Raw genomic sequence first — 12977 nt, forward strand, 5'->3', positions numbered from 1 at the left:
TATCAAGGCTATGCTTGTAATTTAAAAGCATTTACCCCATATATCATATAACCTACGTAAACTGACATGCAATTTTAGTACATGCCAATATAAATATTTAGTCAATCATATAATAAATAGGAGCTGTTATGAGCGAGCAAACCCCCAATACTGGTGCAAATGATGTTGAACAACTGATTCGTGATCAAATCCGCGACAATAAAGTTATTCTTTATATGAAAGGTACGCCGCAATTTCCGCAGTGTGGCTTTTCAGCACGTTCTATCGAAGTGTTGACGCAAATTGGTCGTCCTTTTGCTTTTGTAAATATCTTGGAAAACCCAGAGATCCGAGCTACTTTACCAAAAGTGGGTAACTGGCCAACTTTTCCGCAATTATGGATCGATGGTGAACTTATGGGCGGTTCAGATATTATTTTGCAAATGTATCAATCAGGTGAGCTCAAGCCGCTGGTTGAAGCCAATAGCCCTGCTGCTTAGTAACTGATTTTCATCATATTAAGTCCAAACATTTAGTACTATAGCCCAAGCAGACATCGAAAGACTGCTTGGGCTTTTGCTATCTTTAATCGGTTGTCTTTATGGATTTTATCCCCATTTATAATCCAAGATAAACTTAGCCTTAATAATAAGGAAGCGTTATGAACCAATCATTAAACAATAATAAAATCAACGAACAAGATATGGAGCAACCAGTAGCTAAAGAAGGGCTTACTCAGAATAATGTTGAGTCAATAGACGCTGAGGTGGATACTGAGCAGGCCGCTCTTGAAAAGCGCCGTGAGCATTTAAAAAACGAATCCACACGCATTATTGATATCGCTAATAACGAGGCAAATTCAGCGCTGAAATGTATCCATCAGCTCAGCGTAGCGGGCGGAGCCACAGAGCCTACTTATGTGGCTATTGAGCAGCGCGTTGTTGCTGATCAAGATCCAGTCGGTGCTTATCATCTGGCTTTACTGGCGCAAAATACCCCAGATCTACCTATTGATGCGCGCCAGCTTATCGAGCTGGTAGTTAAGAAAGGTGATAATGCTCAGCTTTTAGCGCTGCTCAAAAACCTACCATTACCGCCGGTTGATGTCATCAAAGAGAGAATTGTAGCTAGTAATGACGGTGAGGCCATTGGGCAGATGAATGCTTATCTACAAATCAACCCTGAAGGTTATGGCAGCCAGCATATGCTTGCTAGTGGTCAGGCAGATCGTATCGTACCGCTAAGCCCTGCAAGCAATATTAACAACGACTAATGTTAATAAAGACCAATAATTGCTATAATTAGCGGCTATTTATTCAGATTTTGATATCGACGTTACCAGTCAAGCGAGGCGAACATGCAGTACCCAAAAACTTACGATGTAGTAGTAATAGGCGGCGGCCATGCAGGCACAGAGGCTGCATTGGCGTCTGCTCGGATGGGCGCTCAAACCTTGCTGTTGACTCACAACATTGAGACGCTGGGACAAATGAGTTGTAATCCAGCAATCGGCGGTATTGGCAAGTCGCATCTGGTGCGTGAAATTGATGCACTGGGCGGTGCTATGGCATTAGCAACTGATAAAGCGGGGATTCAATTTCGGGTTTTAAATAGCCGGAAAGGTGCAGCGGTGCGTGCCACGCGCGCGCAGGCTGATCGTATCCTTTATAAAGCGGCTATTCGCCAAACGCTTGAGAATCAGGCTAATCTGGATCTGTTCCAGCAAGGCGCTGATGATATATTGGTCGAAAACGGCCGCGCTACTGCGGTGGTCACCTCAACGGGTATTGTGTTTAAAACGGAAACGGTGATTTTGACGTCGGGGACGTTTTTAGGCGGTGTCATCCATATTGGCCTTGAGAACTCAAAAGGCGGGCGCGCAGGGGATCAGCCCTCCATCAAGCTTGCCGATCGTTTGCGTGAGCTAAAGCTGCCTGTTGGGCGCCTAAAAACCGGCACGCCGGCGCGTATTGATGCGCGCAGTGTGGACTTTAGTGTGATGAGTGTGCAGCCAGGCGATACGCCGCTACCGGTGATGAGCTTTTTGGGTGATACGTCTATGCATCCAGAGCAAGTCAACTGCTATATCACTCATACTAACGCGCGTACGCATGACATTATCCGTGACAATCTAGATCGCTCACCGCTATTTTCTGGCAAAATTGAAGGGGTAGGCCCACGCTATTGTCCCTCTATCGAAGACAAGATCCACCGTTTTGCCGACAAAGACAGTCATCAAATATTTATTGAACCCGAAGGTTTGACGACTCATGAGCTGTATCCCAATGGTATCTCGACCAGCTTGCCGTTTGATGTACAGCTTGAGTTTATTCATAGTATGAAGGGACTTGAGAACGCGCATGTGACGCGTCCGGGTTATGCGATCGAATACGATTACTTTGACCCGCAAAACTTAAAGCCTACCCTTGAAACCAAATCTATTGATCGGCTGTATTTTGCTGGTCAAATCAATGGAACGACGGGTTATGAAGAGGCGGGCGTGCAAGGTTTGCTAGCGGGTACTAATGCAGCATTAGTCACTAGCAATAATAAGGATTATGAAACATGGACACCGCGCCGCGATCAAGCTTACTTGGGCGTACTCGTTGATGATCTGATCACTCATGGTACGACCGAGCCATATCGCATGTTTACCAGTCGTGCTGAATATCGTCTACTGCTGCGAGAAGACAATGCCGATCAGCGCTTGACGGAAACTGGTCGCAAGCTTGGGTTGGTTGATGATGCCCGCTGGCAAGCTTATGAGCAAAAGATGGAAGCCATTACTACAGAGTCTGCACGCCTAAAAGACATGTGGGCAACCCCTACAAACGAATTAGGTAAGCAGGTTGCTACGCAAACCGGTGAGGTACTGTCAAAAGAGTCTACTGCTTATGATTTACTCAAGCGCCCACAGATACATTTCTCTGATATTGCAGCTATCACTGACTCAAAAGTGGACACACAAGTCGGCGAGCAGATAGAGATTTCGGTTAAATATGCTGGCTACATTGATCGTCAGCAAGATGAGATTGAGCAGATGAAGCGTCTTGAGAACACAGCTCTGCCTACTGATTTTGACTATGGTATAGTGTCAGGTTTATCTAATGAAGTACTACAAAAACTGAACCAAGTACGTCCAGCAACGCTTGCGCAGGCAGGACGTATCAGTGGCGTAACCCCAGCGGCTGTGCAACAGTTAGCTATGGCAGTCAAAAAACAAGAAAAAGCTAAGGCCGCTTTGAATTAATAGTATATGACCTATAAAAGAGCTCATAGCGATCTCTCGTTATGGGCTCTTTTTATGAGTAGACCGCTGATATCGACCTATCTTTTAACTGACTTGAGCCAACTATGACCGCTGCTATTATCTTTGCGATTACTATTGTATTGCCCAACCTTTTTTTGATGGGGTTGGGTTTTTTTATGCAAAGGCGCGGCGAGGCTAGTCAAGCCTTTATCGATCAGGCCTCCTATTTTGTTTTTAATTATTGCTTGCCCGCCTTGCTATTTTTTAGTGTCGTTGATAGTGAGGTTGATTATGCCAAGCAAATTACTCTAATAGTAGCTGGGATTATCGTCACTTTTATTTTGTTTATAGGGTCTGAGATCTACGCTAAGCGTTTTGTGAGCAAACCTGCTGATCAAGGCGTATTCGTACAAGGAGTATTTCGTAGCAATATGGCCATTATTGGCCTTGCTACTGTCGCCAATGCCTATGGTGAGCAAGGCTTGAGTATTGGTGCGGTCTACATGGGTATCGTGACTATATTATTTAATATTCTAGCAGTTATTACTTTAAGCCGTGTCTCCAAAAGCATTGATGATACTTGGTTTGGCCGCATTTTTATGATTGTCAAAAAGCTATTTACTAATCCGCTTATTCTTGCTTTGCTTGCCGCCTTTGCTTACAAGGCACTACCGCTGCCGCCGATCACTGGGGTGATTCATACTACTGGGGATTTATTGGCTGCGGTGGCATTGCCGCTAGCACTCATTTGTGCGGGGGCTAGTATTGATTTAAAGTCGATGCTCAGCCCTTCAGGGTTGTCCATGCAAGCTAGTATTGGCCGAATTGTCATCGCACCAATAATAGCTATCGCCGTTGGATTAAGCTTTGGGCTATCAGGCGTGCATATGGGGGTGCTGTTTTTGATGGTGGCATCGCCTACGGCCGCCGCGAGCTACGTCATGGCCAAAGCGATGGGGGGTAATGATATCTTAGCGGCGAATATTTTAGCCTTTACTACTGTGGTGGGTATGTTTGGTATGGCGACTGGGGCAGCTGTACTACGATTACTAGGACTGATGTAAGGTTGCGCTGGTTAAATACGCTAAAAAAATCAATACTTTTATAATAGCAATATTGGTTTTTACTGTTAACATTTTTAGAACAGCCTGTCACGTAGCCCTCGTATTTTGAGGGTGATTGATATGTAAAAATACGGTCAATGAAAGGTGCATAAAGACAGATAATACTATATATCAATGATAGCTAAGGAGTTCTCTTATGCCTTATGATAAATTATCAGACCTGCCTGATAGCGTAAAAGACAACTTGCCAAAACATGCTCAAGAGATTTTTCGAGCCGCTTTTAATAGTGCTAGTGAACAATATAAAGACGAATCACGCTGGTTTGCTACCGCTTGGGCAGCCGTCGAAAACGTTTATGAGAAAAATAGTGATGGCAAATGGGTTAAAAAGCCCGACCATAAATAATCCTAGTGTATTGCTTATCACTAGAGCTAACATGATATGCTATCACTGCTTGGTTTCAAAAAGATTAAGTTAGATGAAGCTAGCTTTTTGAGCGTTAAACGTTATTTTTTTGATAATTGATAAATAATCTACAGATAAGGAACATCTAGAATGCAGTTGTTAAATCGGGCAGTAGTGACTGAATATCTAAATATGTCAGCAGCGATTGATGCTATCGAAGAGCTGCTGCGTAGGCAAGCTGAGCATCCTAATTGGGTTAAATCGCCTGAGCGCTTGGTGATTGAGACCTTTAGTGAGGATAAGCGAAGCTCAGGTTCGCATTTGTCAATGCCAGCAGTTATCTATGATGGTAGTGAGGAGTATGCTACCGTTAAGCTGGTGACTATTTGTCCGGATAATCCTAGTCGTAACATGCCTACAACTACTGCAATTATTACCGTATCTAACAACGAGACTGGGAAAATATTAGCGGTAATGGACGGCATTTATATCACCCAAGTACGGACAGCTGCGCTATCTGGCATTGCAACTAAGTATATGGCAAAGGATAACTGTCAAGGTGTCGCTGTGGTGGGTTGTGGCGGTATGGCGTATGAGCAATTAAATGCGGTATTGACGGTTCGTCCTGAGATCAAAACCGTTTATTTATGGAATAGAAGCCTTAATGGTGCTGAGCAGTTTAAAGAAAACTTTGCTCGTGACTATGCACAGTGGGACGTGGAGCTAATCGTTTGCGAGCAAATCGAAGACGCTCTTAAAGAGGCTGATATTATCAATGTAGCGACCCGTGCCACCGAAGGTTTATTTAGCCTTGAGCAGATAAAAGCAGACGCTCATATCAATGCGGTAGGCGCTTATCAGGCCTCCATGAAAGAGATTGGTAATGAGGTTATAGAGAAGAGCAGCTTAATTGTGGTCGATGATATGGCGGGTAGTCGTCATGAGGCTGGTGATTTAATTCAGGCTCATGATAGCTCTGAGAGTTCATGGACTTGGGACAAAGTTAGTGGGGACTTACAAGGACTGGTAACCGGCAAAGTTACCCAGTCAGAGCAAGGAATCACTTTATTTAAATCAGTAGGAGCTGCAAGTTTTGATGCGGCAGTGGCGCTACATGTTGCAAAACTTGCTGACCAAGATAATCTTGGCGAAAGTGTGTCTTGGTAATCATCGTTTGATACACAGTTGCACGCTGCTATTAATAACATATGCTAATAATAAGTCTACCCATAAAAAAACTCCTACTCATAATATAAGTAGGAGTTTTTTTATTCGTTTGTCTTTGACGCCTATGTTATGCGCTTTTTACATTAAGTGCTTTCTACTATCGACGATTATTACGCTTCTCTTCACGTCGCGCTTTACGTTTTGGACTAGTGCGATAAGTCAAATAACCACCAATAATCATAACAATGATAAACGCTACTATGTACAAAAATATTGATGAGCCGATAAAAGTAGAAGTTTCCATAATTATTATTCCATTGATATGTATTAATAATTATGCAATGGCAGCATCAGCTTGTAAAGTAAACAAATTTAACTGAGGCACCAGCTCAAGCGAGCGTAGACGTGCGGCTTGATCATAAACGTTGGCAGTAACGATCAATTCGTCAGGCTGATATTGAGCAATAAATGCAGCAAGTTTTGGCTCTACACTCTCAACTGAACCGATAAATGATACTGATAAAGCATTATCAACCATCATCTTCTCGCTTGCACTCCAAATGCTATCCATATCATGGGTTGGTTTTGGCATCTGTCCGCGCTCGCCTCGACGCAGGCGTACAAAGCTTTGCTGCGCTGAGGTAAAATGGTAATGTGCTGTTTCATCATCATCAGCGAGCAGTAAGTTGGCTGCCAGCATCACGTAAGGCTTAGCAAGGTATTTTGAAGGCTTAAACTGTTCACGATAGGTAGCGATCGCCTGACCTAACATTTGCGGCGCGAAATGTGAGGCAAAGACATACGGCAGTCCTAAATGCGCCGCCAGTGTTGCCCCAAATAATGAGGAACCTAATATCCAAATCGGTACGTTAGAATTGGCTCCTGGAAAGGCCTGCACCGGACTATTATCCGTACCATTACCTAATAAATACAGTAGCTCTTGCACATCTTGCGGGAAACGCTCAGCGTCTTTCATTTGGCGACGTAGGGCTTGAAAGGTTGCGCCATCAGTACCCGGAGCACGACCCAAACCTAGATCAACGCGATCGCCATATAGGGCTTGTAGCGTACCAAACTGCTCGGCAACTACTAATGGCGCATGGTTGGGTAGCATAATACCGCCAGCACCAATACGAATACGCTCAGTTTGACTACCAATATGCGATAGTAAGACTGAGGTCGCGGCACTAGCAATACCCGGCATATTATGGTGCTCTGCCATCCAGTAACGGTCAAGGCCGATCTCTTCTGCTTTTTGTGCAATCTCAACTGTTTGTGCAATACCGTCAGCGATGGCTTTTCCGGTAGGAACAGGAGCTAGGTCTAAAAAAGATAAAGGAATAGTATTACTCATAAGTCACCTATTATTATGACGTCATATCAAAGATAGGATTTTTATAATTTTCAATAGCAAAGATATGACTAAAAGTTAAAATGGAGCAAAATGCTCAATAACTAATATAATGGGGTACTTATGATAAATATAAAGGTCAACATGAGTAGCGATAACAAATCTTAATAATGCATTGTCTTAATTTATTCGATGCTACTGACTAAACTGCTGCTGACAAAGCTCCATAAAGGCGCGGCCATATTGACGAATCTCAGCATCATCGCGTACCGCCATCCAACTGGTAAAACGGCCAAAATGATCCACTGGTATAGCTACTAAGTTTTGGTAGTGGCTAGGCTCAAACGCCATCTCAGCGATAATACCAATACCGAGTCCTAATCCTACATAAGTGCTAATAACATCGGCATCAAGTGCGGCAAGGACAATATCAGGCTCTAAACCTGCGTCGCTAAAGGTTTTGTCAATAGCACTGCGGCCAGTAAACCCGCCATGATAAGTGACGATGGGATAGCTGGCAAGAGTAGGTAAGTCAACAGTCTCTAAACCTGCAAGCTCATGGTCTTTTGGCACAATAATCCGATGTGTCCAGTCATAGTAGCGATAACAACGCAGATAATCATTGTGCAGCAAGGACTCGGTAGCAACGCCAATGTCAGCCTGACCGCGAATGACCATCTGGGCGATAGTTTCAGGATCGGCTTGCTGCAAGATTAAGTTTACCTTAGGAAAGCGCTCTTTAAACTCTTTGACGACTTTTGGCAATACATAACGTGCTTGAGTATGTGTGGTAGCAATAGTCAGTGTGCCGGTATTGGGATTATTAAAATCAAGGCTTAGATTTTCAATAGTACGAATCTCAGCAAAGATGGACTCAATATGCGGCATGAGCGCTGTACCCATAGCGGTCAAGCCGGTCAAGCGTTTACCTTGACGTACAAAAACCTCAGTTTTGAGCTGATTCTCAAGCGCCGCAATATGTTTTGATAAGCTGGATTGACTGGTGTGCAGTACTGTTGCCGCTTGGCTGAGATTATAGCCATTAATTACGGTGTGCCATACGGTTTCTAGCTGTTTAAGCTGAATCTGTAGATGCCGCTGGTTCACTACCATGTCCATTGCCATAATTAAATCCTATTGTCTAAATATACAAACCTTGCCTGTATATAAATTAAAACGTGCAGGCATGCTGCAAAAAGCTAGTGTAAAACAAAGTCATTATTCTTGTATATAATAAATTGTTATCTAATTATGATTTATTGGAATAATGAGTAAATCTCTTTATTATCTACTAATTTTAAACCGTAGCGGGAATAAAAAAACAGCCATTTCTAAATGACTGTTCTTTGGAAAATACGGTAGTAGTAATAAAAACTTTAGACGCTCGATGCTGACTGAGTAAGATCATAACGATCTGCTTCCATAACTTTATTCCATGCTTTGACAAAGTCGTGGACAAACTTCTCTAAATTATCATCTTGCGCATACAGCTCAGCATAAGCACGCAGTATAGAATTAGAGCCAAATACTAAGTCCACACGGCTCGCTTGCCATTTGACATTGCCAGTCGAGCGCTCGCGTACTTCATAAAACTCTGGGGCATTATTGTCACCTTTTTCAATAGGATGCCAAGTGTTATTCATATCGGTCAAATTGACAAAGAAATCGTTGCTCAGCGTCCCTGCACGGTCGGTAAAGACACCATGCTTGCTCTGACCATAGTTGGTATCAAGCACGCGCATACCGCCGATAAGTACCGTCATCTCAGGTGCAGTCAGTCCCATAAGCTGGGTACGATCAAGCAGCATCTCTTCAGGCGACACCGCATAAGTGTCTTTTACCCAGTTACGATAGCCATCATGGCGTGGCTCAAGATCAGAGAAGCTTTGGACATCGGTCATCTCATCGGTTGCATCGCCGCGTCCTGCGTTGAATGGTACGTTAATCTCAACGCCAGCCGCTGCCGCTGCTTGCTCGATTGCTGCATTACCTGCAAGAACAATCAAGTCGGCGATACTGACCTCCTTATCGAAATCTTTTTGTATTTGAGTCAGAGCATCAAGGACACGCGCTAACTGTTCAGGCTCATTGCCCGTCCAGTCCTTTTGCGGAGCGAGTCGAATACGTGCACCATTAGCACCGCCGCGATAGTCCGAGCCTCTAAAGGTGCGCGCGCTATCCCATGCAGTGACGATCAATTCGCGCTGATCGATACCACTATCTAAGATTTTCTTCTTTAAAGCGGTAATATCATCAGCACTTAGATCAGCATTACCCTCTGGAATTGGATCTTGCCAAATAAAATCCTCTTCTGGTACATCCGGTCCTAAATAGCGAGATTTTGGCCCTAAATCACGGTGAGTCAGTTTAAACCATGTTTTGGCAAATACTTCTTCAAAGTACGCCTGATCTTGATGGAATCTCTCTGAGATTTTGCGATAGTCAGGGTCTTTGATCATTGCCATATCGGCATCGGTCATCATCGGGTTGCGGCGGACATCTGGGATATGAGCGTCTAGAGGACGATCTTCTTCTTTAATATCGGTAGGTTCCCACTGCCACGCACCAGCTGGGCTTTTGGTAAGCTCCCACTCGTGACCAAATAGAATATCATAGTATCCTGAATCCCAGCGCGTTGGATGCGTCGTCCAAGCGCCCTCAAGTCCACTTGAGACGGTATCTGCTCCTTTACCGCTACCTTTTGGATTACGCCAGCCTAAACCTTGCTCTTTGAGGTCAGCGCCTTCTGGCTCATCTTCTATTAACGAGGAATCACCGTTACCATGCGTTTTACCAACCGTATGGCCGCCTGCAGTTAGCGCTACTGTTTCTTCATCGTTCATTGACATTCGGCCAAAAGTCGTCCGTAAATCCTGCGCCGTTTTTAGAGGATCAGGATTACCATCGACGCCCTCTGGATTGACATAGATCAAGCCCATCTGTACCGCTGCCAGTGGATTCTCAAGCGATTCGCGCGTGTTGTCATCCTCATAGCGGTTCTTGGTGGCAGCAAGCCATTCGCGCTCAGAACCCCAGTAGATGTCTTTTTCTGGATGCCAAATATCAGCGCGGCCGCCAGCGAAACCTAAGGTTTTAAAGCCCATCGATTCATAAGCCATATTACCAGCTAGGATAATTAGATCAGCCCACGATAATTTATTACCGTACTTCTTTTTGACGGGCCATAGTAGGCGCCGCGCTTTATCTAGATTGACGTTATCCGGCCAGCTGTTCAAAGGCGCAAAGCGCTGGTTGCCAGTATTAGAGCCGCCACGCCCATCAGCATTACGATAAGTACCAGCCGAATGCCAAGCCATACGAATCATCAGGCCGCCGTAATGACCCCAATCTGCTGGCCACCACTCTTGTGAGTCGGTCATCAGATCTTTGAGATCTTGTTTAACCGCTTCTAAATCCAATTGCTTAAAGGCTTCAGCATAGTCAAAATCTGCGCCCATAGGGTCGGTCTTTTGATCCTGCTGGTGCAAAATATCTAAATTTAACGCATTTGGCCACCAATCCGTTGCAGCGGAGGCTTGAGTCGTGTGCGCTTGGTGCATGACAGGACAGCCGCCCATGCCCATATCTGGACGCTGCGGCGCATGTGATTCATCAGCGTTTTCACTATGAATAGTAGGGCCATGACCGTCACCTTTATCATAGGCGGTATTAGTAGGGACGTCTTTAGGGGTTGAATTTGACATAACAATCTTCCTTATCGTTGATGTTTTACTCAGTTGACTACCACACAAAGAATGTATAGCACTCAGCCACTCTCTTTGCTTATATCTTTATCATATAACTTTTTTAATTATCAAAGGAGCTAAAATATAAAAACGTTAAGATTTAAAATTCTTATTATAAAACAGTCTGTATCTATTGATGATACTAGTAATAACAGCAAAGTAAGGATCTAAAAAATGGTCTGAAGATAAGTAAGTAAAAAAATATCTAGTCAAGGGTAGTGATCTCAAGTACCATAATTCAATTTTGCTGCAAGTCTGGATTTATTTTTATAACGTCAAACTGTTTTTATTACTCTTAGATATGAAGGAGCAATAAAAATTGTGTGCAGTTATTTTTGTTTTAAGTTTTGGTGAGTTTATATGTCTGCTGCCCAATCTATACCGCCTAACCCTCCTGCTAAAAAGTCGTGGGGAGAGGCGGCAAAAGCCTATCTTGATCGCCGCGCCATTATTATGCTGTTTTTGGGTTTTGTCGCTGGTATTCCCATCCTGCTTATCTTTTCAAGTTTATCATTATGGCTGCGGGAAGCGGGTATCGACCGCAGCGTTGTGACCATGTTTAGCTGGGCGGCGCTAGGTTATTCATTTAAATTTATTTGGGCACCGTTGGTTGATGCCGTGCCTTTGCCTATTTTAACAAGACTATTAGGGCGTAGGCGCAGTTGGATATTAGTCGCCCAGCTACTGATTATATCGTCCATCTGCTTGATGGCGAGTGTCAACCCAACCAATGAAGGTAGTCTAGTTTATATGGCGATTGGGGCCGTATTGCTTGGGTTTTCATCCGCTACCCAAGACATCGTTATTGATGCTTACCGGATTGAGCTTGCCCCGCCAAGCTTGCAATCAGTGCTGTCTGCTATGTATACCGCAGGCTACCGCTTAGGTATGATAGTTGCGGGGGCAGGGGCCCTGTATCTGGCCGATTATTTTGGTTCAACCGAAGCACTTTATAGCTATGAGGCATGGCGTAACACTTATTGGATAATGGCAGGCGTTATGGGCATTGGCGTAATGACAACGCTAGTTATTCATGAGCCTATTAGTAGTCAAGTACGCATCGAGCGCAAAACCTCAGACTATGCGCGATTGGTATTGGTTTTTGCAATCTCGGTTGTCGGTTTTGTGTTGGTGTTTGCTAATGTAGGACCATTACTGCCAGAAACTGACAGTGTGCTATTTGACTTTCTAATTGAAACGGTACGCATGGTACTGAGCCTCATTGCCGCCATAGCAGTTGGATATGCGCTAGTCAAAGCAAACCTTGTAGAGCAGCAGGTCGCTAAAACGACATGGATTGAACCTATTGCGGACTTTTTCCGCCGCTATGGCAAAAAAGCACTATTATTACTCGCATTAATTGGTTTGTATCGTATATCTGATATTGTCGCTGGAATTATCTCCAACGTCTTTTATCAAGATATGGGCTTTAGCAAAACCGACATTGCCAATGCCGTAAAGCTAGTTGGCGTTGTCATGGTTATTGCTGGGGGCTTTTTGGGCGGGATTTTGGCGCAAAAGCTGCGTATGATGCAGGCGATGATGGTCGGAGCTATATTAGCTTGTGTTACCAATTTATTGTTTGTGGTCTTAACTTATCATCCAGGTAGTCTGCCATATATGTACATGGCGGTGATTTTCGATAATCTTGCTGCAGGTTTGGCTAGTGCCGTGTTTATTGCCTTTTTATCGGCATTGACATCGATTCGATTTACCGCCGTACAGTACGCGATATTTTCGTCGTTAATGACCTTGTTCCCTAAAGTGTTAGGGGGTTATTCTGGTACTATCGTTGACAACACCAGCTACCCGTTTTTCTTTATCTTCACTTTTGCGATTGGTTTACCGATTTTGCTACTAATTTACTTGGTCGATAAACATATCGTCATCGGTGATAATGATGATATTTACGGCGATGATGACCAAGGGGGCGGCGATACAGGTGGTAATAAGTTGACTAAAGTCAATCCTAATTTGACAGATACCAAAGAGCCACCACGCGCTCCAGAGTAAT

General features: G+C 44.1%; 11 protein-coding genes. 7 read left to right on the top strand and 4 right to left on the bottom strand.

Annotated features, from left to right (window positions below; genetic code table 11):
- The first annotated feature begins 128 nt into the window (after positions 1–128).
- The 6 genes from grxD to ACR63N_RS06305 all read left to right on the top strand — a co-directional run bounded on the left by grxD (position 129) and on the right by ACR63N_RS06305 (position 5866).
- A complete protein-coding gene (grxD, locus tag ACR63N_RS06280; protein ID WP_367103310.1) occupies positions 129–479 on the top strand; it encodes a Grx4 family monothiol glutaredoxin in 351 nt (116 codons plus the stop codon).
- 161 nt (positions 480–640) lie between these two features.
- Entirely contained in the window at positions 641–1252 is a 612-nt protein-coding gene (locus ACR63N_RS06285) for a hypothetical protein (RefSeq protein ID WP_472782602.1), read from the top strand.
- Between the two features lie 84 nt (positions 1253–1336).
- On the top strand, positions 1337–3229 hold the full coding sequence (gene mnmG, locus ACR63N_RS06290; protein ID WP_367103309.1) for a tRNA uridine-5-carboxymethylaminomethyl(34) synthesis enzyme MnmG: 1893 nt from the start codon (positions 1337–1339) through the stop codon (positions 3227–3229).
- 104 nt (positions 3230–3333) lie between these two features.
- The gene (locus ACR63N_RS06295) at positions 3334–4293 is read left to right on the top strand and encodes an AEC family transporter (protein WP_367108787.1); all 960 of its coding nucleotides are present in this window, start codon (positions 3334–3336) and stop codon (positions 4291–4293) included.
- A gap of 196 nt (positions 4294–4489) precedes the next feature.
- Entirely contained in the window at positions 4490–4699 is a 210-nt protein-coding gene (locus ACR63N_RS06300; RefSeq protein WP_367103307.1) for a ChaB family protein, read from the top strand.
- Between the two features lie 150 nt (positions 4700–4849).
- Positions 4850–5866: an ornithine cyclodeaminase family protein gene (locus ACR63N_RS06305; protein WP_472782603.1), complete on the top strand. Its 1017-nt coding sequence runs from the start codon at positions 4850–4852 to the stop codon at positions 5864–5866.
- Between the two features lie 157 nt (positions 5867–6023).
- Here ACR63N_RS06305 and ACR63N_RS06310 read toward each other — a convergent pair whose 3' ends face one another.
- The 4 genes from ACR63N_RS06310 to katG all read right to left on the bottom strand — a co-directional run bounded on the left by ACR63N_RS06310 (position 6024) and on the right by katG (position 10795).
- Positions 6024–6170, bottom strand: coding sequence for a hypothetical protein (locus tag ACR63N_RS06310; protein WP_367103305.1), 147 nt, complete (start codon positions 6168–6170; stop codon positions 6024–6026).
- Between the two features lie 30 nt (positions 6171–6200).
- Complete coding sequence (locus ACR63N_RS06315; RefSeq protein WP_367108785.1) at positions 6201–7220, bottom strand: LLM class flavin-dependent oxidoreductase; 1020 nt, start codon at positions 7218–7220, stop codon at positions 6201–6203.
- Between the two features lie 192 nt (positions 7221–7412).
- Entirely contained in the window at positions 7413–8342 is a 930-nt protein-coding gene (locus tag ACR63N_RS06320) for a LysR substrate-binding domain-containing protein (protein WP_367103303.1), read from the bottom strand.
- A 251-nt stretch (positions 8343–8593) separates the two neighbouring features.
- Positions 8594–10795, bottom strand: a complete 2202-nt coding sequence (katG, locus tag ACR63N_RS06325; protein WP_367106199.1) for a catalase/peroxidase HPI — start codon at positions 10793–10795, stop codon at positions 8594–8596.
- A gap of 528 nt (positions 10796–11323) precedes the next feature.
- Between katG and ACR63N_RS06330 the strand changes: the two genes are divergently transcribed.
- Positions 11324–12976 (top strand): AmpG family muropeptide MFS transporter, encoded by a 1653-nt coding sequence (locus tag ACR63N_RS06330; protein ID WP_367106004.1) that lies wholly within the window; start codon positions 11324–11326, stop codon positions 12974–12976.
- The last annotated feature ends 1 nt before the right edge of the window (position 12977 follow it).

The sequence above is a fragment of the Psychrobacter sp. M4 genome (assembly GCF_055699795.1).